Raw genomic sequence first — 22,191 nt, forward strand, 5'->3', positions numbered from 1 at the left:
AAGTCGCTGTAAGGTAAAGGATTAACCTATGATAAAAATGGATGAGTTGAAGGCAATTTGCGGTGATGATGATTCTACAGTAGAGATGCTACTAAGCATTTATCTTGAAGAATATGGTCAAAGCGACTGCATTATTCAACAAAGGTATGAAACCGAAGACTTAGATGGCCTATTTAAGATCTCTCACGAACTCAAGGGCATGTTCAGTAACTTGTGTGCCCAGGAAGCAATGAGCTTGGCACAGATTGTTGAGTCAAGTTCACAGGCTGGCACCACACCAGATCAAGCGGCAGTTACGAATCTTTGTGGTGAAATCCAACGCATAAATCAGCAAATCAAGACCATGTTGCAATAAATACGACTCAATGGGAACATGGCCTAAACAAGTTAAGTATTACCCTGCGGTATTACTGCTGCTTGCTGTTTTCCAGAGTTTCGCCCAAGAGACATCTCTAGCAGCCCCCTCTCAAGCTATTTCACGAAATATCAAACAATCAGCGAGTCTTCCGCCGCCCAATAAAATACATTTTCAACGACGCGCAGTTATTCCCACACCAGCATTAAAAGCACAGCAAGCTAAGGTCGCTCCCTCTCGCGAGATAACATTACCGCAAGCCAACCAAACCACAACAATCCCTTTAAATCGTCATGAAAAGCTATTGATAAGCAAAGAAAAACGATACTTTGATAAAAGCTGGAATGAAACCACAGGACTGATTGACTCGGTACAAGGATACAGCCACACAACCATGTGGGATGTCGCTAGCGGCGTGGGAGGGTTACTCGCACTCGAAGCCCTCGGGGTTAATACCCAGCAGCAGACTGACTTTCGTCTAGAAAAGATGCTTAAGACCTTAATCAAGCTGCCTCTATATAATCAAATATTGCCTAACCGCCAATATGATACCCGCACGGCACTTCCTTCTGGGCGCATGAGCAACACACCTTCTAATGGAAATGGTTGGTCGGCATTAGACCTTGGTCGCCTCTATATTTGGCTGGAAATACTAAAACGCCACAAACCAAACTTAGCGGATAACGTTGAACAGTTACAAAGTAAGTGGCAATTAACTCGTGCAACCAAAGGCGGCAACTTATATGGCACCAAATTAACCTCAACAAGAGAGTATTTTCGCCAAGAAGGTCGATTAGGTTATTTGCAATACGCCGCAACCGGCTTTAAGTTAGCGGGGCTCAATGTTGATAATGCCTTTAAATGTAATAAACTTGAAAATGTTAAACTCGATGATGTTTCACTGCTTATCGATAAGGGCAACCTGCCGTTTTTTACACTCGATCCCTATCTACTATTTGCTATCGAAATCGGCTACCAAGAGTCATGCTGGGATCAATTACAACAACTTTATAAACTGCATAAACAGCAGGCACAAAAAACCAATAAACTCACCACTTATGCCGAAGACTCATTAAGTAAATCACCTTGGTTTCTTTACAATAATATCATTTTCCAAGGGCAAGCTTGGCTGAGTGTTTCCCACTCGGGCAAGCCCATTAGCTACAGCCAGACCTTTAGCAATAAAGCCGCTTTTGCCATGAGTGTGCTATTTAATGAACCCTACAGTGAACAGCTTGCACAACTCGTCATTAACAATAGTGCTAGGCATAGCGTAATCCCTACCGGACTTTATGCCGATGGCAAAACAAATACCGCCTATAATATAAATACTAACTCACTGATCTTAGTTAGCCTCTGGTTTAAATCTCGTAATCGACAAGCAATTTTATTACCCATTACGCCAATTGAATTGCAAACAGAAACCAAGACCGGAACCAACACTGAGATCCCCAAAACAAGCTCTAGGGATACGATTAAAAGGGAGCGTCATTGATAACGTGCTTTTCAGGGATGAGTAGCCACAAGCAATACACCACAAGATTACTCATAGTGACATCGATAACAGCCACTTTTCCGTGTTGGGCCGCTGAGCATCAGACCCAAATGGCTAAGCACGCCCCACAAAGCCACTCTCCTGCAGTACTCAATAGCGACGACCAATTACCAAGCGAACCAAAAACCACTGAAGCGGACCTTATTTGGAATGGGATTAGTAGCTCATTTATGTTTCCAGCGGAGCTGTGGGCTGATGATATACCTTGGTATAAACGTTGGAGTTCGAGTATCAATTTAGGCTATCCACTGGTAGACACTCCAGCCGTGATCCCTGCAAACGCGACAACCGGACCTAGCAATCAAAACTTCACCGCTAGCCTATCATTAAAATACTCCATTATTGGTAACTGGTTTATCTCTGCAACCGCATATCACTACTTTGATAAAGATCTGCAGCAAGCGTGGAACCCCGACTTCACTTATGTTTTTGGTTACAGCGACTGGCGTCCATACACTTTTAGCTTACTGTACTCCAACTATGGCGGTAACCGATTTAATCCAGAAGCTGGAGTTAAACATACTGAATTTTCCCAAGGTACTTGGTCTTTAGGCTGGAAGTTTCCTGTCACTAAACCCGTTATCGACTGGCTATCTTTTACCGATAAGGGGGCTATAGGCTGCCAAATTGATTATAACTACACGCCTGAGTATTTTGATTTAGAAAGTGTTGAATATAAAACGCAACATCAAACCGTTAGTTTAGGTTGTAAGTATTCCATTGTCGGTAATTGGTATGTCAACGCGACTGCATTTTATTATTTAGATAGTGCGCAGAAACAACCTTGGAACCCTGACTTTACTTATGGCTTTGGCTACTTTGACTGGCGACCAGGCACGATTACTGTGCAATACAATAATTACTCAGGTAATCGCTGGAATAGTGCAGATAGAGGACCGGATACCGGTAGGTTTAAAGACGGTTCAATAAGCTTAAGTTATTCGTTCAAATTTTAAAGCAATTCACTCGCCGTTATTCAAGTCGATGCAACACCTTTTGCTGGCACTGAGGACAAAGATAAGAATGCCGATGGATCTTAGCGTGACACTCCGGACAAGGAAGCATCCTCCTATCTTTACTCAATAACAATAATAATACGCCAATTGGACCTAATACATAGCCCAATAACGCTCCAGCCACTATGTTGCCTTTACTATGCCCAATAATGATAGCGAGCACCAACATCAATAAGTAAAAGCTAAGCCAAAAGGTAATATTACCCATGTTCAAAATACAAAGTTAACGCTAAGGGTAACGAGGTCGACATCAGAGCTTTCACCATAAACCAATGGCGACGTGACAAATTGACCGCGGTTGCCCTCCTCAGTAGAAAAAATCATTTGGTATTCTAAGTTCAATGAAATAGTAGATGTCGCATCGTATCTTAGGCCTAAAGCCCCCGCCTTACTTTTACGAGACTGGTGGCTTTCGGCGTAAGTGAAATAAGGAGAGAAAGCATCGAAAGCATAGATAATAGAGGCGTACCAATTAGTTTGAATTCGATCAATTTCAATTTCAGCCATCCATTGCCAAGAATCGTAACTATATTCCCCCCCCAGAGTATATACATCCAGTTTTTCTACTATCGGGCTTGGGCGTTGTTGATATTTCGCCTGCATAAAACCGCTATGAATACGGTAGTTGAATCCAACCAAGTCAACATAGATACCCGCCATATAATCAGTATCAAACTCCAATGCGACAACACCTAAATCGACTTTATTGACTCGTTCAAAGCCATAGTAAGGCGATACGGTTAGTTGTAATCCGTCGGACAATTCATAGTTCCATGCAAGCGAAACTCCGTCGTAAGAAGTAAAGCCCAAAATGCTGTCGTACACCTCTTGCGGCGGGCGCGCCCAAGGGTAAGCCTGACCCACATAATAATACTCAGACACTAAAAAGAGCGGTAAGCGTAAACGCCCAGCTCTAACCTCAAAGTCATCATATTCATAGGATAAATAGGCCCATTCTAATTCAGGATCGCTCCAGTGATCTTGCGTCCGCTTAACCACCTGACCTGAAGCGCCAAAATTATCGGCGATATCAATATCCAGCTGTAAGCCAAAAATGGTATCGCAGTCATAGCAAGCCTCATCAACAATTTCACGGCTAATAAACAGTGGTGTTCTGTTATCCGTTTTACTGATCGCCGTAGAGCCAAAGCCACTTAATTGAATATTTTCGGTTAACTCAATCCCAGCTTCAGCAGGGGCCAGTATTAACAATGATAAGGTGACTAAAAGTAATCGATTCAATAACATGTCTACTCTCCCTGTGGCACAGTTATTAATATATTCACTTCATCCGGTACAGACTCGATTGGAGCGTAGGCAATGCCATTAGGGTTATCGTTTAACCATTTTAAAATTTGTTTAATATCGTCACTATCAAGCTCTTCAGGTGGGGAACCTTTGCCAGAAAAAGCCAGTCCAGCCCAATAGCCATTCATTTGAGAAACAGACTTGCCCAACAGCATTTTATAAAAATCTTCACGATGAATAGATGCCTCTGGCAGGTCGACTAAAACGATCTTCAAGCTGCCAGAAATCTTTTTAGACTTTCCACGATACAGCATCCGAGCTTTATTCTTACTCAGCGGCGGTAATTCATTATTAAGACTAAAAATAGCGAACTCAACATCACCATCTTCAACAACTACCGCGGAGGCATAAGGAGACGCACTACAACATAAAAGTAAGAAAAGTAAGAAAAGTAATCGACCATTCAAAAGCCGAGTAAGCTCGTTTAATCCCTTAAACATTAAAAACCTCAATCCTAGATAGTTTTTGTACTATGCTGAATATAGTCAAGCATAGTTTAAACTACAAGATTGCTGCTAACTTGTTCAATTCATGGAGTAGAAATGAACTTATTGAATCACTTCTCAATAAAAACACGGATGTTGGCTTTAGTACTCTTGCCACTCATCTTTGCGTCATTTTTATCTGGATTAGAAATAAACAAACAGCGAAATAATGTGCAGGCGCTAAACGCACTGAATAGCAAAATTGACTTCTTACACTCTTTCTCTTTACTTAATAACAGCATCAATCAAGCACGTGAAATCTTGTTTCGTGGTGGGGCTTATACAGATCCCCCCCAATACTCTAGCTCTCTAGCGTCACTCGAAACCTTGCTGCCAAAAACGTTCTCCACAAAACATAATTTGGAGATGCAATCATGGCTCGATAGTACTCGTAGCGCATTAGATGAATTACCAGAAGTTGGTACCGATGGCTTGGCAGATTGGTCAACTTGGTTTAGTGAGTTGCAAATACAAGCATTAACAATATTGGAAAAGGATCGCTCTAACGTTAATGAAGAAATAAACCGCGAGCTGGCAATTCTGTACCAATTAAAGTGGCTATCGATTTGGTCCACAGAAGAAAAGTGGTTAATAAATCAATTACTGCTAAACCGCAGCAACACAGAGCTACTCAGCCAACTCAATACCATTACCGAGCGCCAACAGCTTTATGTTGAGCGCTTTATTGATATCAATGCTAAACCTGAGCAAGTTACCCTGCTACTCAATACATTCTCAGATAAAGCCTTTGAGCAAAGCTATAAATTAAGAAGCGATATTTTAAATGGTACAACTTTAGCGGGTGATCCCCAGCTAAGTTTAGCCGCTTTCAGTCAACGATTGAGCAAAATTCAATATGTGGTCAATACATTTTCCGAGCAACTCACCAATAATATTCATCATGAAATAGCGCAATCCAAACAGTTAATCACGCTGTTTTGTGGGGCGTTATTTGTCTCGTTAATGATTATTGGACTGATTGGAGCCAACTTATATAAACGTATTATTAATTACTTACGCCATGTCATCAAAACCATGTCACAGATTGAAGAAACTCATGACTATTCGCTAAAGATTAATGAAACCGGTCAAGATGAACTGAGCTTTTTCTCCGCTAAGCTAAACAACCTTATTTTAGAACGGCACCAGAATGAACAAAAAATACTACGCGCTAAATCTGAAGCGGAGAAGGCTAACCAAGCTAAAAGCTCATTTCTGGCTAATATGTCGCATGAGATTAGAACGCCTTTAAACGGCATTATCGGCATGTCAGATATTATGGCGGGCACAAAGCTTACAGCTATTCAAAATGAATACCTGCAGACCATTGAAACCTCATCACAAACCCTTTTGTTACTCATTAACGACATACTCGATCTTTCTAAAATAGAATCTGGCAACTTATCTATTACCAATACAGATGCCAATATCACCGAAATTGTCTATGACACCTTAACCATGGTTTTGGCTAAAGTAACAGAAAAAAAGCTCGCCCTAGACGTAGAGATAGACGACAGCGCTCCTTACCTTGTTTCACTTGATGAACATCGCATGAGGCAAGTACTCATGAACTTACTGTCTAACGCAGTGAAATTTACCAATGAAGGCGGAATAAAAGTTGTTGTCGTTTGCGAAAATGACTCTGCAGGTTATACCGACATGACAATCAGCATTCATGACTCAGGTATCGGTATTGCCGAAGACAAACAGCAACATATCTTCTCTCCATTCACTCAAGAAGATGACACTATTACCCGTCAGTTTGGTGGCACAGGCCTGGGCCTAGCAATATGTAAACAGTTAGTTGAGCTTATGGGCGGCGATATCGGTATAACCTCAGTCAAAGGCGAAGGCTGTTGCTTTTCTATCAGTTTAAAATCGCAAATTATTACTATGAATAAGCCGGTGTCTAATGAGTTCGACAACTTAACTAGCGCTCTAATCTCTAGCGATCGCGAGCTCGTTAAACAGCTACAGCAAGAGTGTCAAAATAATCATTTCACAATCAACTATTTTTACCAATCTTGCTTCGACCTTATGCAGGATAAACAGAACTTTGACTTGCTCTTTATTGACAACTTTTCATCAGGTAGGGATGTCATCTCAAAAGTTCCAGAGTTAATTGAGCAAAAAGACATCTTTACCGTGGCTATCAATACTGCTGCAGAGAAGCGAACGTTAGATAATATAGATGCCACGATTACCCTACCACTGTTAGGGAATCGTTTTAAAAATGCGATTCATAACGGGTTTGAAAGTCGGGAAATTAGGCGAAAAACACATTCAACAAAACCTAATAATAGTGAGCATCAAGGTGATAATAAAGCGTCTATCAACATCGTAATACTGATAGTTGAAGACAACTTAGTGAATCAAAAGGTGGCATCGTTATTAATTAAACAAGCAGGCTTTGACTTTGTCATCGCAAATAACGGACAAGAAGCCCTTGAGTTTATTAGCTCCGGTGAAGCTTTCCACGCCATTCTAATGGACTGCATGATGCCCGTGATGGATGGCTTTACCGCAACAGAGAAAATTCGTGAATGGGAAAGTCACCATTCACAGCAGCGATTACCTATTATTGCACTGACGGCTAGTGTGTTAGATCAAGACATTCAAAAATGTTATCAGTCAGGTATGGACGATTACTTAGCAAAACCATTCAAAAAGGAGGCCTTGTTACATAAACTCCAAGCAATCCCAAAACTTGCAAGTTGATCATACGCATACCTTTAATTCACTAAAGGTATGTTGTACCGAAAACACTAAACAGATAAGTGGTCTACAATCAGAAATGAGGAACAAATAGAGCATAACTAACACCCCAATTAACATGATGATTAATTGAGCACTTGCATATAATAAAGTAATCAGTTGAAATAAAAGTCACATGAATGAATTTAGCGAAATTTTCTCTCAAGGCTATTGGTGGCTATCATTGCTTGGCGGCTTACACTGCTTAGGCTTAGGTTTATACATCCGTTATATTTATAATGAGCGCAGTGGCAATCATAAACTTCTCGGTAGTATTTTTAGCTTAATGGCGTTGTACTTTTTCACCGGACTACTGACCAACGACAACGCTCCTGCCCCCATTCATCTACTATTTATCTTAATCATTCCCGTGTATTTTTTGATGATGCCATTGCTGTACTTATACTGTAAACGTAGCCTCAATGAAATAAATCATCCTATCGGATTTTCCCGCCATTTTTATCCAGCAATTATCGTTGCCGTACTAGTTTTAGCCACCTCAGGACTCAGGCTTATATTTGGTCATCATTGGCCAAAATTTGAATTAGAGCAGTTGTCGAAGCTAACTGACTTACACCTATTGAGCATGCTATTACCCGCATTACTGTTTATTCAAACTGGCTGGTATTTTTTCTATATTATAAAAATGCTTAGCCGTTATCCTGGCAGAGCCGCAAGGGTCCACCAAAATACACTAAAAGACATTAAATTTAGATGGTTACTAGTACTAACCTTAGCCTTAATGAGTAATTGGCTTATTAGAACAGTGCTGATTATCATCCCTTTTTATTTTGGTGAAACCATGCTGGTTATCAATCAAGCCGCAACAACATTAACACTCTTATTGACTGTTTATCTGCTCGCTATTTATGGCTTAAAACAAATCACTCGAGCAGCATTTTTACGCGGTAAACTTGCGCAAATCTCGCCACAAAAAACGCCAATGCAAGCCAGTCAGCAATTACTCAGTTCAGAAGAACTGGCATATCTACACCAACTAATGAAAGAAGATGAACAGAGCAAAGAAAGTAAACAGTAAGCGCGTTGCTATGCTTTTATTTTATGTTGCAATAAGTCTGACTAAAGCCATTCACTTTCCGTTCAGTAAGCGTATGCTAAGGTCTAGCCTGTTTGTACGATTAGGAGAATGGAATGACTCACTTTATCAAGAAAGTTGCCACTAGCTTATGTCTGCTTGCCGGCATTCTATTAGCCCCGCAAGCTTTAGCAGAAGATAGCTATGCCCAAGCTAAAAGCACTTTTCAACAAGCTAATGAAACTCAGAAATTCTTTAATAACGCCTACGGTTATGCGCTATTTCCTACTGTAGGAAAAGGCGGCATTGGTATAGGGGCCGCTTACGGTAAAGGTCAAGTTTATCGCACTGGCACTTACACAGGCGATACCAGCCTGACTCAAGTGTCATTCGGTTTTCAGCTGGGCGGCCAAGCCTATAGTGAGATTATCTTCTTTAAAGATGAAAAGGCCTATAACGAATTCACTAGCGGCAGTTTTGAATTTGGTGCACAAGCCTCTGCAGTCGCCATTAATATTGGCGCCAATGCACAAGCAGGAACAACGGGTAATTCCGCTGGCGCAGGTAAGAGCGCAGCTAAAGCCGCCTACATTAACGGTATGGCGGTGTTTACAGTCGCCAAAGGCGGTTTGATGTTTGAAGCTGCACTTGCCGGACAATCATTCACTTTTGAAGAAAAGTAACTCTTAATTTTAAAAGCAAAAGCCCGCAAATTAGCGGGCTTTTTAGTAACTACATCTAGAGCATTAGAAGCTCGAAATCTGTTTTGGCGATTCAATACTTACCAGCAGCACTGATTACTTATGCCCCCAAGGTACTGGTGGTAAAGCAACCGGTTTAGTTAGATCGAAATCGACTCTAAAGTCGCGGTTGTCTCGGGTTAAGCGGTAGGTAAACTCTTGTGGCTTAACATACATATGCCAAACGTTAGTCACCGAAACATCTAAACCATTTTCTCTAAAGTTGTTAATCGAGTAGGCATCAACTGGGAATGATTGCTCAGTGTCACTGCCCATATCAGCAGTCATTCCGCCGTACATAGTCACCTTATCCTCAGAGCCATCTTTATGACGATGGTCATGGGCAAGGTGCAACCCATATGGGGTTTTAGTGATCACCCAAGTACGGGAGTGGTCATCGCCTACGTGGAATGGCACTTTCAGCACAGTGTCACTGCATTCACGCACATGCATAATGAGCTTTTTACCGCTAAATGCCGAATCTGCGGTATTACCCGCTGTCACAGTACCTGCAAACGCTTTACCACAGTGCGCTGCGAGGTTATCGAAAAAAGCATTCTGTTCAACTGTAGTGGCCATTGCTGGTACTGCAAAGCTAGCAGCTACTAACGCGAGGCCAGAGTATTTTATTGTTTTCATTATTATCTCCGATGATTTGTGACTAACACTATCATAAGCAGATAAATTTTAGCTGAAAGATTAAATGCTTTATAAATCAGTTGCCCGCTAACGATCAGAATAATTAACTCATTTTAGATAGCTATAAAGTGAAAGATATCACGTATAATCGCGCGACATTTTTCAGTATCACTAAAAGCTCTACCCCTCATGAGTAAGTACACAGTACCAACCTTCTCGCTCGCAATGTTACATCCCAAATATTGGTGTGTGTTATTAATCATTAGCGTTAGCTACCTTTGCAGCCTATTGCCCTACGCAATTCAAATTCGTTTCGGCAAACTACTCGGCCGCGTCGTACTTAGCTTTATGAAACGTCGCACACGCACTATCAAGCGAAATCTTGAGCTGTGTTTTCCAGACATGACTGACGCCGAGCGTGAAAAGCTAACCAAACAGAATATTGAAAATACCGGTTTGGCCCTACTTGAAACGGGCATGGCTTGGTTTTGGTCTAATGAACGCATTGCTAAACACACCACAGTCGTTGGCATGGACCATATCGACAAACTAAAAGCTGAAGGCCGCGGCGCACTACTGATTGCCGTACATTCACTTAACCTTGAGCTTAGTGGCCGGGCATTTGGCCAATATGCACAGGGCATGGCAGTATACCGCCCAAACAATAATCCGTGTTTTGACTACTTTCAGTTAAAAGGTCGCTCTCAAGGTGGTCATACGCTTATCCACCGAAAAAACGTTAAGTTTATGCTTGAGGCGCTTAATGATGGTGCCTTTATGTGGTACGCACCGGATCATGATTATGGTCGTCGTCGCTCGACTTTCGCGCCGCTATTTGCGGTAGAAAATGCTTGTACAACAACAGGAACTAGCCTGTTAGCGGACAATACAAATTGTGCCATCGTGCCTGTGGTTTTTGTACGTGACAACGATAGTGGTCACTACACCTTAACCATTAAAGAGCCAATGATAGACAAGTTTCCTAAGGGGGATGAACACGCTGGCGCCTGCTTTATCAATAAGATTGTTGAAGAGTCGATTATGGCTAAGCCAAGCCAATATATGTGGCTACATAGACGCTTTAAGAACCGCCCAGATGGCGAAGCATCTCTTTATTAAGGCTAAGGTTTTAAGCTAATCAAACCAAGCTGCAGTTTTCTCAGCGGCTTGGTTTTTTACACCATCATCAACATACATAGACACCATAGCCAAAGCAGCAGCTAGCGCGCCTAAGTCATCAGAAAACCCCATAATTGGCGTTAAATCGGGGATCGCATCAATCGGTGAAATAAAATAGGCCAGTGCGCCAAATATCACAGTTTTAGCCCATTTAGGCGTGTCTGGACGTTTGGCCGCATAATACAAACACAGCGCGTTATCGATCACTTCACGACCGGCTTTTTTAGCAAATAGTTTTACCTTCAGCCAAAAGCTTTCATCGCTATATTCAATATTATCGTTTGTTTGTTGCGTCATTTTCGCACCCATAAAAAAGGGAATATTTATACCTGTCAGTATAAGATATTCCCTCATTTTAGCTGATATAGCTAGCTTACAAATGCGTAAACGCTCTACCTTTGGTGTTTAGGGCACTTGTTTGAGTCCCCCAAGCTTTACCTTTGGTGTTTAGGCGTTGTGCCCCAAGCATTCTTTTTAGGAGGACGTTTGCCTGCTTGGCCCGGCTTGCCCTGCCCAGAATTAGCTTGCCCTGACTTAGCTTGTCCAGATTGGCCATTCAGACCTGACTTATTGCCACCAGCTTTACCGCCAGGCTTATTTGCGCCAGCTTTGTTAGCACCGGACTTGTTTTGCCCTGACTTATTTTGCTCAGACTTAGCGCCCTCTTTACGATCATCAAATTGATCGCCAGAGAAGCGGGTGAAGGCTTTTTTGCCTTTGCCGTTATCTTGGGTGTTTAGCTTCTTCTTATTACGAATTGCTTCACGCTCTTGGCGAGATTCTGCCGGTACCAAACAGTTAGGTCCATTACCAATCAGCTTCTCTTTACCCATAGCAATAAGTGCTTCGCGGATAAGTGGCCAACCTTCTGCGTCGTGGTAACGCAGCAAGGCTTTATGCAGCTTACGCTGACGGCCCTTCTTAGGCACTGAGACTTCTTCACTAGTATGCTTAACGTTTTTCAGCGAGTTCAGCTCAGTGTGATAAATCGTAGTCGCATTAGCCATTGGCGATGGATAGAAGTTTTGCACTTGATCCAGCTTAAACTTCTCGCCTTTTAGCCATAATGCCAAGTTCACCATATCTTCATTAGTCGTACCCGGGTGCGCCGAAATAAAGTACGGGATCAAATACTGCTTCTTACCCGCCTCTTGCGAGTACTTATCGAAAAGCTCTTTAAACTTGTCGTAAGTGCCCATACCCGGCTTCATCATCTTGTTAAGCGGGCCTTCTTCGGTATGCTCTGGCGCAATCTTCAAGTAGCCGCCAACATGGTGGGTTGCCAATTCTTTAACGTAGCGAGGATCTTCTGTGGCTAAGTCATAACGCACACCAGAGGCAATCAATACCTTTTTAATACCCGGTACGTCACGCGCTGCGCGGTACAGGTCAATAGTTGCTTGATGATCGGTATCTAAATGGCCACAAATCGATGGGAACACGCAAGATAAACGACGACAGGTACTCTCGGCTTTTACGCTAGTACAGCCTAAACGATACATGTTGGCTGTTGGGCCACCCAAGTCAGAAATCACCCCGGTAAAGCCCGGCACTTTTTCTTGAATATCTTTAATTTCTTTCACGATCGAGTCTTGCGAGCGACTCTGAATGATACGTCCTTCATGCTCGGTAATAGAGCAGAACGAGCAGCCGCCAAAACAGCCTCGCATGATGTTTATCGAAGTCTTAATCATGTCGTAGGCTGGGATTTTCTCTTTGCCGTATGATGGGTGCGGTACGCGCTGATAAGCGAGATCAAACACACCATCCATTTCATCGGTATTTAACGGCCACGCAGGCGGGTTAACCCAAATCGCACGCTCAGCATGCTTTTGAAACAGTGCACGAGCACAGCCTGGGTTTTGTTCTTGGTGCAAAATACGTGATGCGTGGGCATAGAGATATTTATCTTCAGACACCTTTTCATAGCTTGGCAACAAGACATAGGTTTTCTCCCATGGCTTAGGTCTAGCTGGCTGAACGCTAATCGCCTTTGGCGCATCATTATCAAAAATCTTTTCATCCGTCGGCCCTGACAGGTTTTTACAACCTACGTCATCGGCGCCATACGGGTTAGGGATAGGATCGATCTTATGCAGCTGATCAATCTTACGCGAGTCCATGCCCTTCCATTCAGGCAACGGTTCTTTACGAATAACTGTAGTGCCGCGGATATTGTGTAATTCAGCTATCGGCTCACCTGCCGCTAAACGATGCGACAGTTCTACCAAAGGACGCTCGGCATTACCGTAAACTAAGATGTCGGCTTTAGCGTCTAAAATCACACTGCGGCGCACTTTGTCTGACCAGTAATCGTAGTGGGCAATGCGGCGTAAACTGGCTTCAATACCACCAATTACCACAGGTACCTGCTTAAAGGCTTCTTTGCAGCGCTGGGTATAAACCGTTACCGCGCGATCGGGGCGTTTGCCACCGATATTACCCGCAGTGTAAGCATCGTCATGACGCATACGACGCTCGGCCGTATAACGGTTGATCATCGAGTCCATATTACCGGCAGTCACACCAAAGTAGAGGTTAGGCTTACCTAACTTCATAAAGTCTTCTTTGTTTGACCAATCAGGCTGAGAAATAATCCCCACTCTGAAACCTTGAGCTTCGAGCATGCGACCAATCACCGCCATACCAAAACTTGGGTGATCCACGTATGCATCGCCAGTGACGATAATGATGTCACAACTATTCCAGCCTAACTTAGCCATCTCTTTACGAGACATAGGCAAGAAAGGCGCTGGGCGCGTGAGCTCAGGGCGATACTTTGGAAAGGTAAATAACGTGGATTCTACTTGCATGGATTAGGCAGCCTAACTGAAATACAAAAATTACGCAGATATTGCGCCCCGACTTGCTCGCGCAACGGGGACGCGGAGTATAACAGGCTACGCCTGCAAGGTGTGACTAAAAAAGCATCAAATTGATGCTTTTTTTAGTATAGCTGCTTATCCCATAATTTGACTACGGGTATTACTCTAGCGGGTTTTAACGTTATTCTTAACATGCTATATCACTGAAATAAGCTCATTTGCTCTGGGCTATTTCGGACTAACAATTCTAAAGGCTCATCACGTAAGCAAACAAGTTAACCAGCGCTAAACCCACAATCACGCTCCAAGTTAATATCATCCCCCAAAAGCGACCTATGTGGTAACCCCCTTTACCTTGGGTTAAACCAATGGCATGCAGCACACGTGCAATAATCCACACACAACCAAAAACATGCAGCATTAAACTACTACTGCCATTTAGCTCGGCGACCACTAATAACAGCAAAGCGATTGGTGCATTCTCAAGTAAATTGCCATGTACTCGCTGCGACAAAGTCAGTGATTCGTTGCCCGCGGTGCCAATACCTATTTTATGAGTTCGTCTTAATTTTATTACCCGATACGTGAGTAAAACGGTCAGTAACGCTGTGAGGCTGATATACAAGCCTGAGATAGCAAGCGGCATCTTCACTCCAATTATTTAATCGCAAAACCCCAGCATTACAATTAACGAACATCATGTAAATAAATGGCAACTTTTTTATCTCAAATAAGGTAAGATGCGCTCGTAAAATGATGACCGTAAAACAGTGAGATAAAACAATAACTAAAAAAGCTTTAAGGCACTGTTTTTAAATACAAACCCTAAGTCACCAATAGCGAATTGAGATTGTGGATAATCAAGAGTTTTTAGAAAAGCGCCGTTTTATTATTAAACTCGGTAAAGCGCTACATAAATTTGGTACACCTGCCTACCGCTTAGAAACCCACTTACAAGGTGTTTCTAATGTACTGGGGATAGAAGGTTATTTTTTAATTTCGCCAACGGCGATGACTTTTGTGCTGCAGCACGATGAAGATCAAGAGTACAACCACGTTGCCCGCGTTAAGCCTGGCGATCTCGATTTAGGCGCATTGGCTCGCACCGACGAGTTGGTTGAAGAGCTCATGTCTGGTCAGCGTACCCTGCAAGAAGCGCTTGAGCGTTTAGAAGAGATTGCCAACAAACCTAACCCATACGGCACCAAACTCACTCTGCTCGCTTTTGGCACTTCAGCCGGCGCATTTGCCATGCTAATGGGCACCAGTTGGAACGATGTATTTTGGTCTGGGATGCTAGGCTTAATGGTCTACGGTTTAGTTTACCGTGCCGAACGCTCAAAACGAATGGCAGAAATGCTCGAACCCCTTGCCGCCATTCTATGTGCCATCCTTGCCTATGGCATTGCCAAAATCGATCCGTCTGTCAATATTCCTGTCATTATCCTATCGGGGATTATTATCTTTATCCCCGGCCTAGCCTTAACCTTGGGCCTCGCCGAACTGGCCGCTCGAGACTTGATATCGGGTACAGCAAGGGTGATGGACGCCTTTATGTTGCTATTTAAGCTGTACTTTGGGGTGATTCTGGGGATGGCAATAGGTAAAGCAATTTTTGCTGAGACCACTTATGTACCGCCAGAAACCTTACCGACTTGGGCCATTTGGGCAGCCGTGCCAATCCTTTCTACTGCACTGGTCATCATCTTTAAAGCGCGCTTAAAAGACTCGCCTTGGGGAATTTTGGCGGGAATCGTTGCCTTTTTCTCAGCCATGTTAGGCGCAATTTACTTCGGTGAGTCTATTGGTATTTTCTTTGGCGCTTTGGCGGTAGGTATTTATTCCAATTTATATGCCCGCTGGATGAAGGCCCCAGCATCTATTGCACTACTGCAAGGTATTGTCATCTTGGTTCCCGGTAGTAAAACCTATATTGGGCTGAACACCCTTATTTTGGGCGAAACCATTTTTAACCAGTCGCACCTTGGCATTCAAATATTCTTAATCTTTATGTCGATTGTCGCTGGACTTATCTTTGCCAACGTCGCGGTACCACCTAGACGTACCTTATAAATACTATTACTTATCTCTAGATAGGAAGAGCGCTTTAAGCGCTCTTTTTTATTGCCTCACATCACTTTCAGCTTAGTAAATCAGCACGTTATTGCTTGAGTCATCTACACTTAATCAATATGACAGCTTTATTACTTTCTGTTATTAATGGATCTTGCCAAGGAGGATAACCGATAGGATGAAACGGCTTTTCAGCGTGACATTAGCATGTCTTGTAAGCATCCATGCGGGTGCCACTTCTGCTGAAAATAAAACCGCTATCGCTAACCCCAATACTGATGCTCAACAAAAAAAGCCCACCAAAAATATTGTCATCAAGAGTAACGATATCTTTGATCTCTCAGATCCTGAAACCTTCTTTATCCATCGTTGGGCTAATTACCTACACATCAATACCCGTGATAACGTGATCCGCAATAAGCTTAGCTTTAAAGAAGGCCAAAGTGTCAGTCAAAAAGATCTCGATGAAATGCAACGTATTTTGCGGGCTGAACCCTATATCCGCGATGCAAAAATCACTTACTCAGAGCCCGCACCCGATGCAGACCTTGCCGACGAAGGGCAAAATGTTTTAGTCGAGACTTGGGATAACTGGTCGTTACTACCGACATTTAACGCTAGCCGCAGCGGTGGCGAAAGTAAGTTCTCTGTCGGTATAAAAGAAGATAATTTATTTGGATATGGCGTTAGAACCCGCTTTAAATACCAATCTAATGCCGACAGAACCGGCTATAAATTTGCTATTGAGGCCCCGGTAAATTTTATCAAACACGCAACCATTGCAGCCGATTTTTACGATAATAGTGACGGTCATGCGCAACATCTCTATTTTGAGAAACCTTTCTATACCCTCGATGGTAATCACATGTATTCGGCTGAATATTTGAATGATTTACGTATCGACACCTTAAAGCAAAATGGTCAAGACACTAATGAATTTGAACACGCGGTTAGCTACAACAATGCTCGGCTAGGCTGGTTAATAGATAAAGATGAGCAACAGCTGTCGCGGATCATTACCGGTATAACTCAAGATCGCCATGAATTTAGCCATGTAGACAATTACCCGACTTCAGAGCTGCCCCAAGATAGAGATTTTCTTTATCCATGGCTGGCATATCAATACATTGAAGATGACTTTAAAGTCCTACAAAATATTCACCTGATCAATTACAACGAAGACTTTAATTTAGGTTGGCAGCATTTTATTAAGCTAGGCATTGAAACCCGCGATCTCAACGACGATTCACCGATTGGCTACCATTTCAATTGGCAATCGAGTCGCGGCTATCAAGCAGATAAGCAACTGCTGTTGCTCGCAATGGATGGCGGAGGGGTATTTGCCACCAGCCAAAAGGACTTCTACCAACTGAACCTGGCAGCGGAATACTTTTACCAACTCGCGCCCAAATGGACCGCATATTCAAAGCTAAGGTTAAGCACTTCAAAAAATAATTACTTAGACAGACCGTTTGCACTTGGCGATGAAACCGGCATTCGCGGCTATCCTAATGATTACCAATATGGCGATAATCAATGGACATTGACTGCAGAGCTACGTAACTACCCAAATATTGATCTTTACCAACTCGCAGAGTTAGGCTGGGCGGTATTTACTGATATTGGCCAAGCGTTTGGCGGCAACGATAGTAACAACGCTATATCCTCGCCAATTGGCAGCTTTGGTATTGGAGCAAGGATTTACTCTTCAAAATCCAGCTATGGCAATGTCGCCCATATTGATTTAAGCGTGCCTTTTACCTCTGGCCCTGAAGTAAATAGTTGGGAATGGCGTTTTCAGGTGAAAAATCATTTTTGATGATAATTGCTATTTTTTATCTGCAAAAGCCTCTATTTGGGCTTTAATCTGATTCTTTTGCTGCTTATCTTCTAATTTATAAATCCGCTTAATTTGCGACTTCATCATAGGATCTTGCACCGTAGACACCGAGTCAAAGCCTGCTTCAACTTTGCCCATGGTTGAGCTAACAGCTAAGCCTTGAGCAAAGTTTAAATCATTCAAGCCACTATTAAGGATCAACAAATAATTTTGGTTTGGACGAACGCCCACTATGATCGAGTAGCGATCGACACTTTCCCAGCCATCCATACGGAAATTATCAATCGAGTTAACTTGCTCAAGAGCCGGGAAGGTATACATTGCACCACGCTCTTTATTGGCTTCAGTTGCTGCGCAGCCGCCCAATGCAATGCTCAATATCAATAATAGTTTTGGTAATGTACGCATAAGATATCTCCTGCTTGAATAAAATTAACTGTAGTCGCACGCGGTTAATAAGCAACAAACGGCTATTTAAACTTACGCCACAAGGTGCAATGCCGTAAATTAAACTTGCTTAATAATGACGCTATCTAGGCTAGCGCTTTTAAAGCCGATCTGATTTAATGCTCAAGTAACAATGCCAATTATAAGGCAAATAAGAGGTTATTATTTTTCAAAGACTGCAAAATATGTTTAGGCTTAACGTTCAGCCTAAGCAACATTCAAAATCAACATTGGCAATCATGCTAATGCTTTTTGTTTGTCAGTTTTTTTCCGTAAGTTCAGCCTATTCTGTACAATATCCCGATGGTGAACACCCATTAGGACAATCGATATATCACCATCATAGCCATGCAGTAGTTGAATCATTCAGTCAGCACTCACATGCCCCTAGCGCATTTAATGCTACTGAATCGGTCACCGCTTACCTTGCAAGCGACTCTGTAATCAACGGCGATAACACATTCAATACAGACTCGAATCCAATAACCGAACATGACCATGCCAATCATGGCCATACGCCGTCGGATATACCTGTAGAGAGGGTATTTTCCAGCCAGTTTATTCACTCGGCGACCATTAGCGATAACGATATGCGCTACGAGGGTCACCGCTATGCCCCACCGCTTCCGCCTCCACACTGCTAATTATTTTTTAGCGATTATCAAATAACTGACAACCAGTATTTAAATCGCTTTTATAAATATGAGCATAAGCGACTGATATATATATCAGCCTATTTCGCTGTGCTTAATCATATCTAAAATAATTTGGAGAAACAGCAATGAGCCAACCTTTGGCCACAACCATTAAGTTAATGGTGCTGCTATGCGGGCTATTCGCCTCTTTTTCACTGCTTGCTCACGGTGTCGATGAAGGTACCAAGCAATTTTTAACCCTTAACCAAGGGGTATCAATTGTGCCCTTTATCTATATTGGCGCTAAACACATGGTCACGGGATATGACCATTTATTGTTTTTAGTCGGTGTGGTTTTCTTCCTCTACCGCACTAAAGACGTACTCTTATATGTGAGTCTATTCACCATTGGCCACAGCATTACCCTGCTCGCTGGTGTGTACTATGACATACAAGTAAATGCCTATCTCATCGACGCTATTATTGGCTTTTCTATTATTTATAAAGGGTTTGATAATTTAGGTGGCTTTCAAAGAGTCTTTGGCTTTCAACCCAATACAAAAGTCGCAGTGATGATATTTGGGCTGTTTCATGGATTTGGCTTGGCAACTAAAATTCAGGAGTTTCAATTACCGCAAGATGGGCTCGTTCCTAACATCTTAGCATTCAACATTGGGGTCGAAATCGGCCAGTTTTTAGCACTTGGGTTAGTGCTCATTTTAATGAGTCTCTGGCGTCGGCACAAAAGTTACCTGCAGTTTTCAACAGTGACAAATACCTTGTTGATGAGCGCTGGCGTAATGCTTGTGGGCTTCCAACTCACAGGCTATTTCATTAACTAGAAGCATCCAAGTTAGACACTCAAACCAATATTGAAATAAGATAAAGACAAGGAAAAACAATGAAAAATATCAATAACCAAAGCAATCATCATGAGCAAAACACCATTCCAGTCCACTCGAATGCAACGCTGCTTAAAGCCAGTCTTTGTGCAGGAATAATCGGCGCAATTGTATTGGTTACCGCAATTTTACCCGCTGAATACAACATAGACCCGACAGGAATAGGTAAAGCCATGGGACTGACCAAGATTGCCGAAGCGGCACAAGCAGACCCAAGCCCGATCTCTTTAGTATCAGCTGAAAACCCTACCCCTAGCGCTAATACATTAGCGATTGATCTTGCACCGACGGTAAGTGAAATAAAGCAAGCGAGAGCGCAAGAGCCTGGCATGCGCCAAGATAAAGTCGATATTGTTATCCCTGCCGGTAAAGGCTTGGAATACAAGTTTTTACTCAATCAAGGCAAGCATTTGGAGTACGACTGGCGTACCGATGGCGGCGAGCTATTTTTTGATTTTCATGGAGAACCACAAGGTGATAGCACCGGCTTTTACGAAAGCTTTGCGATTACGACAGCCAGTAAAATGCGGGGCACGCTGACCACACCGTTTTCTGGCTCACACGGTTGGTATTGGAAAAACAAAACGAACCAACCTATTACGGTAACCTTATCCACCAAAGGCGCTTATTTAATTAAGGGGTAACCCATTTAGTTAAGGGGTGCAAAGTTGTAAGTATCTGGGGTGAATGCTGTTCGAGATATTGGCATTACTTGCTAGATTACCCTTAAAGCAATCAGCAAAAAGCCCGAAAACACTAGGTTTTGCGGGCTTTCATTCATTTTACAGTATTAAGCTTATCGCTAATGAGCATGACCTTGTGAAAAGTTAATCATCATGACACCCGCTGCCACCAGCACCATGCCAACCCAGGCCGTCATATCCAAATGTTCGCGATAAAATAGTGCTGAGATTAATGTCACTGACACAATAGCTAAACCTGCCCATAAAGCATGTACCACACCAACTGGCATGCCCTTCATTGCTTGGCCTAAAAAAATAAACGCTGTGAGGTGACCCAAGATAACCAGTGCCGCAGGTAATGGCTTGCTAAAACCATCGGTGGCTTTTAATGCCACATGAGATAACACTTCCGCGACTACGCCCAATAAAAGAAAAATCCAGCTCATGCTATTACCTTGTTATTTGCTCTGCAAAGCTATGTTTGCAATGAGGTTTAAATCAATAAAGCTATTATATTCATCTGGGTAATATTGATAATCACCATAAAATACAAATGACTTTTACCCTTGGGTAATAATCTTTTAAGGCCTGAATATCAGTAACAAAAAAGCTGCCTTAGTAGGCAGCTTTTAGTGTCGGTATGTCAGTGAATAGCAGTGATTCACTAATTGAAATTTAGTTTATTTTGCTAAATGCTCAGCATGGAAATCTAGGTAATTTTCGATGAAGTTAATGAATAGAGGGAAGTAATAGCTATTTGCTATTCCTCCCAAAAAAGTCAAAGCACTTCACTAAGCGAAAATTAGCTTATTTTGCCAAATGCTCAGCATGGAAACGTAGGTGGTTTTCGATAAAGCTAGCGATAAAGTAATAGCTATGATCGAAACCTTCTTGCAGGTTTAACGTTAGCGGATAACCACTCTGCTTAGCCGCAGCTTCAAGTACTTCAGGCTTTAGCTGCTCAATTAAGAAATCGTCAGCTTCACCTTGATCCACCAGCGCAGGGACAAACTCCGTTGCTTGGCGCATCAACAAGCTGGCATCGTATTCAGCCCAAGTAGTGGTATCTCGACCTAAATAAGCAGTGAACGCCTTTTTACCCCAAGGGCAATTAACTGGGTTAGCAATCGGGCTAAATGCCGATACTGATTGATATGCTTCTGGGTTACGCATCGCAATAACGAGTGCACCGTGACCGCCCATCGAGTGACCCGCAATTGAGCGTTTATCGCTAACCGGGAACATAGATTCAATCAACTGTGGCAATTCATTTACCACATAGTCATACATACGGTAATGACGGTTCCATGGTGCTTGAATCGCGTTAACGTAGAAACCAGCGCCCTTACCTAAATCGTAACCGGCATCGTCGGCAACATCGTCACCACGCGGGCTAGTATCTGGCGCAACAATCGCAATACCAAGCTCTGCAGCCATACGCTGAGCGCCGGCTTTTTGCATAAAGTTTTCATCGGTACAGGTTAGGCCTGACAACCAATAAAGCACTGGCACTTTTTTACCGTTTGAGGCTTGAGGCGGCAGATAAACCGCAAATCGCATGGCGCAATTAAGGGTTGTAGACTGGTGGCTGTATTGCTTATGCCAGCCGCCAAAGCTCTTATTTACGCTGATATTTTCTACAGTCATTTAATACCGACTCCTAAAAATTTGTGACATCGAGAGTCATTAACTCTCTTAAAAAACAAGCGCCCGAAAGCG

Annotated in this window: 21 protein-coding genes; 12 read left to right on the forward strand and 9 right to left on the reverse strand. The window is 42.7% G+C overall.

The features are described 5' to 3' along the window. Positions 1-28 precede the first annotated feature (28 nt). The 3 genes from L2748_RS05470 to L2748_RS05480 are packed head-to-tail and all read left to right on the forward strand — an operon-like array spanning position 29 to position 2,866. On the forward strand, positions 29-355 hold the full coding sequence (locus tag L2748_RS05470) for an Hpt domain-containing protein (protein ID WP_220778413.1): 327 nt from the start codon (positions 29-31) through the stop codon (positions 353-355). 10 nt (positions 356-365) lie between these two features. Beyond that, positions 366-1,850 carry a DUF3131 domain-containing protein gene (locus tag L2748_RS05475; protein WP_220778414.1) on the forward strand — a complete coding sequence of 495 codons (1,485 nt, stop codon included), beginning with the start codon at positions 366-368 and terminating at the stop codon, positions 1,848-1,850. Positions 1,851-1,867: 17 nt separating this feature from the next. Further along, positions 1,868-2,866, forward strand: coding sequence for a hypothetical protein (locus tag L2748_RS05480; RefSeq protein ID WP_246616051.1), 999 nt, complete (start codon positions 1,868-1,870; stop codon positions 2,864-2,866). 270 nt (positions 2,867-3,136) lie between these two features. Here the strand turns inward: L2748_RS05480 and L2748_RS05485 are convergent, their stop codons facing one another. Both L2748_RS05485 and L2748_RS05490 read right to left on the reverse strand, forming a co-directional pair. Continuing rightward, a complete protein-coding gene (locus L2748_RS05485; RefSeq protein ID WP_220778416.1) occupies positions 3,137-4,174 on the reverse strand; it encodes a hypothetical protein in 1,038 nt (345 codons plus the stop codon). A 2-nt stretch (positions 4,175-4,176) separates the two neighbouring features. After that, on the reverse strand, positions 4,177-4,674 hold the full coding sequence (locus tag L2748_RS05490) for a hypothetical protein (protein ID WP_220778418.1): 498 nt from the start codon (positions 4,672-4,674) through the stop codon (positions 4,177-4,179). Positions 4,675-4,776: 102 nt separating this feature from the next. Here L2748_RS05490 and L2748_RS05495 point away from each other — a divergent pair, with 102 nt between their 5' ends. From L2748_RS05495 to L2748_RS05505, 3 genes are all read left to right on the forward strand, one after another. Further along, a complete protein-coding gene (locus L2748_RS05495; RefSeq protein WP_220778419.1) occupies positions 4,777-7,437 on the forward strand; it encodes a hybrid sensor histidine kinase/response regulator in 2,661 nt (886 codons plus the stop codon). 172 nt (positions 7,438-7,609) lie between these two features. After that, on the forward strand, positions 7,610-8,512 hold the full coding sequence (locus L2748_RS05500) for a hypothetical protein (RefSeq protein ID WP_220778421.1): 903 nt from the start codon (positions 7,610-7,612) through the stop codon (positions 8,510-8,512). A gap of 113 nt (positions 8,513-8,625) precedes the next feature. Further along, positions 8,626-9,192, forward strand: coding sequence for a lipid-binding SYLF domain-containing protein (locus tag L2748_RS05505; protein WP_220778423.1), 567 nt, complete (start codon positions 8,626-8,628; stop codon positions 9,190-9,192). A gap of 114 nt (positions 9,193-9,306) precedes the next feature. Here the strand turns inward: L2748_RS05505 and L2748_RS05510 are convergent, their stop codons facing one another. Further along, positions 9,307-9,888: a hypothetical protein gene (locus tag L2748_RS05510; protein ID WP_220778425.1), complete on the reverse strand. Its 582-nt coding sequence runs from the start codon at positions 9,886-9,888 to the stop codon at positions 9,307-9,309. 189 nt (positions 9,889-10,077) lie between these two features. Between L2748_RS05510 and lpxL the strand changes: the two genes are divergently transcribed. After that, entirely contained in the window at positions 10,078-11,007 is a 930-nt protein-coding gene (gene lpxL, locus L2748_RS05515) for an LpxL/LpxP family Kdo(2)-lipid IV(A) lauroyl/palmitoleoyl acyltransferase (RefSeq protein ID WP_220778427.1), read from the forward strand. Between the two features lie 15 nt (positions 11,008-11,022). Here lpxL and L2748_RS05520 read toward each other — a convergent pair whose 3' ends face one another. The 3 genes from L2748_RS05520 to L2748_RS05530 form a co-directional block, all read right to left on the reverse strand. Beyond that, the gene (locus L2748_RS05520) at positions 11,023-11,364 is read right to left on the reverse strand and encodes a YkvA family protein (RefSeq protein WP_220778428.1); all 342 of its coding nucleotides are present in this window, start codon (positions 11,362-11,364) and stop codon (positions 11,023-11,025) included. Positions 11,365-11,501: 137 nt separating this feature from the next. Beyond that, positions 11,502-13,880 carry a YgiQ family radical SAM protein gene (locus L2748_RS05525; RefSeq protein WP_220778431.1) on the reverse strand — a complete coding sequence of 793 codons (2,379 nt, stop codon included), beginning with the start codon at positions 13,878-13,880 and terminating at the stop codon, positions 11,502-11,504. 259 nt (positions 13,881-14,139) lie between these two features. Beyond that, positions 14,140-14,538: an MAPEG family protein gene (locus L2748_RS05530; protein ID WP_220778433.1), complete on the reverse strand. Its 399-nt coding sequence runs from the start codon at positions 14,536-14,538 to the stop codon at positions 14,140-14,142. A gap of 206 nt (positions 14,539-14,744) precedes the next feature. Between L2748_RS05530 and L2748_RS05535 the strand changes: the two genes are divergently transcribed. Beyond that, the gene (locus tag L2748_RS05535; RefSeq protein WP_220778435.1) at positions 14,745-15,965 is read left to right on the forward strand and encodes a threonine/serine exporter family protein; all 1,221 of its coding nucleotides are present in this window, start codon (positions 14,745-14,747) and stop codon (positions 15,963-15,965) included. A gap of 178 nt (positions 15,966-16,143) precedes the next feature. Next, positions 16,144-17,784 (forward strand): ShlB/FhaC/HecB family hemolysin secretion/activation protein, encoded by a 1,641-nt coding sequence (locus tag L2748_RS05540; protein ID WP_248957669.1) that lies wholly within the window; start codon positions 16,144-16,146, stop codon positions 17,782-17,784. Positions 17,785-17,793: 9 nt separating this feature from the next. Here the strand turns inward: L2748_RS05540 and L2748_RS05545 are convergent, their stop codons facing one another. Beyond that, a complete protein-coding gene (locus tag L2748_RS05545; RefSeq protein ID WP_220778437.1) occupies positions 17,794-18,213 on the reverse strand; it encodes a DUF6491 family protein in 420 nt (139 codons plus the stop codon). A 224-nt stretch (positions 18,214-18,437) separates the two neighbouring features. Here L2748_RS05545 and L2748_RS05550 point away from each other — a divergent pair, with 224 nt between their 5' ends. From L2748_RS05550 to L2748_RS05560, 3 genes are all read left to right on the forward strand, one after another. Next, complete coding sequence (locus tag L2748_RS05550; RefSeq protein ID WP_220778438.1) at positions 18,438-18,896, forward strand: hypothetical protein; 459 nt, start codon at positions 18,438-18,440, stop codon at positions 18,894-18,896. A gap of 137 nt (positions 18,897-19,033) precedes the next feature. Then, positions 19,034-19,729: a HupE/UreJ family protein gene (locus tag L2748_RS05555; protein ID WP_220778439.1), complete on the forward strand. Its 696-nt coding sequence runs from the start codon at positions 19,034-19,036 to the stop codon at positions 19,727-19,729. Between the two features lie 59 nt (positions 19,730-19,788). Next, positions 19,789-20,433, forward strand: a complete 645-nt coding sequence (locus L2748_RS05560) for a hypothetical protein (RefSeq protein ID WP_220778441.1) — start codon at positions 19,789-19,791, stop codon at positions 20,431-20,433. Between the two features lie 158 nt (positions 20,434-20,591). Here L2748_RS05560 and L2748_RS05565 read toward each other — a convergent pair whose 3' ends face one another. Further along, positions 20,592-20,918, reverse strand: coding sequence for a DMT family transporter (locus L2748_RS05565; protein WP_220778443.1), 327 nt, complete (start codon positions 20,916-20,918; stop codon positions 20,592-20,594). Positions 20,919-21,279: 361 nt separating this feature from the next. Further along, on the reverse strand, positions 21,280-22,119 hold the full coding sequence (gene fghA / locus L2748_RS05570) for an S-formylglutathione hydrolase (RefSeq protein WP_220778444.1): 840 nt from the start codon (positions 22,117-22,119) through the stop codon (positions 21,280-21,282). Positions 22,120-22,191: the final 72 nt, after the last annotated feature.

Source organism: Shewanella sairae (genome assembly GCF_023283535.1).
In the GTDB taxonomy this organism is placed as follows: domain Bacteria; phylum Pseudomonadota; class Gammaproteobacteria; order Enterobacterales; family Shewanellaceae; genus Shewanella; species Shewanella sairae.

Coding starts and splice junctions, on each gene's coding strand:
- L2748_RS05500 (WP_220778421.1), top strand. CDS start 7,610: ATGAATGAATTTAGCGAAATTTTCTCTCAAGGCTATTGGTGGCTATCA.
- L2748_RS05555 (WP_220778439.1), top strand. CDS start 19,034: ATGAGCCAACCTTTGGCCACAACCATTAAGTTAATGGTGCTGCTATGC.
- L2748_RS05510 (WP_220778425.1), bottom strand. CDS start 9,888: ATGAAAACAATAAAATACTCTGGCCTCGCGTTAGTAGCTGCTAGCTTT.
- L2748_RS05520 (WP_220778428.1), bottom strand. CDS start 11,364: ATGACGCAACAAACAAACGATAATATTGAATATAGCGATGAAAGCTTT.
- L2748_RS05545 (WP_220778437.1), bottom strand. CDS start 18,213: ATGCGTACATTACCAAAACTATTATTGATATTGAGCATTGCATTGGGC.
- L2748_RS05485 (WP_220778416.1), bottom strand. CDS start 4,174: ATGTTATTGAATCGATTACTTTTAGTCACCTTATCATTGTTAATACTG.
- L2748_RS05480 (WP_246616051.1), top strand. CDS start 1,868: ATGAGTAGCCACAAGCAATACACCACAAGATTACTCATAGTGACATCG.
- L2748_RS05550 (WP_220778438.1), top strand. CDS start 18,438: ATGTTTAGGCTTAACGTTCAGCCTAAGCAACATTCAAAATCAACATTG.
- L2748_RS05475 (WP_220778414.1), top strand. CDS start 366: ATGGGAACATGGCCTAAACAAGTTAAGTATTACCCTGCGGTATTACTG.
- lpxL (WP_220778427.1), top strand. CDS start 10,078: ATGAGTAAGTACACAGTACCAACCTTCTCGCTCGCAATGTTACATCCC.
- L2748_RS05470 (WP_220778413.1), top strand. CDS start 29: ATGATAAAAATGGATGAGTTGAAGGCAATTTGCGGTGATGATGATTCT.
- L2748_RS05490 (WP_220778418.1), bottom strand. CDS start 4,674: ATGTTTAAGGGATTAAACGAGCTTACTCGGCTTTTGAATGGTCGATTA.
- L2748_RS05525 (WP_220778431.1), bottom strand. CDS start 13,880: ATGCAAGTAGAATCCACGTTATTTACCTTTCCAAAGTATCGCCCTGAG.
- L2748_RS05565 (WP_220778443.1), bottom strand. CDS start 20,918: ATGAGCTGGATTTTTCTTTTATTGGGCGTAGTCGCGGAAGTGTTATCT.
- L2748_RS05495 (WP_220778419.1), top strand. CDS start 4,777: ATGAACTTATTGAATCACTTCTCAATAAAAACACGGATGTTGGCTTTA.
- fghA (WP_220778444.1), bottom strand. CDS start 22,119: ATGACTGTAGAAAATATCAGCGTAAATAAGAGCTTTGGCGGCTGGCAT.
- L2748_RS05530 (WP_220778433.1), bottom strand. CDS start 14,538: ATGCCGCTTGCTATCTCAGGCTTGTATATCAGCCTCACAGCGTTACTG.
- L2748_RS05540 (WP_248957669.1), top strand. CDS start 16,144: ATGAAACGGCTTTTCAGCGTGACATTAGCATGTCTTGTAAGCATCCAT.
- L2748_RS05560 (WP_220778441.1), top strand. CDS start 19,789: ATGAAAAATATCAATAACCAAAGCAATCATCATGAGCAAAACACCATT.
- L2748_RS05505 (WP_220778423.1), top strand. CDS start 8,626: ATGACTCACTTTATCAAGAAAGTTGCCACTAGCTTATGTCTGCTTGCC.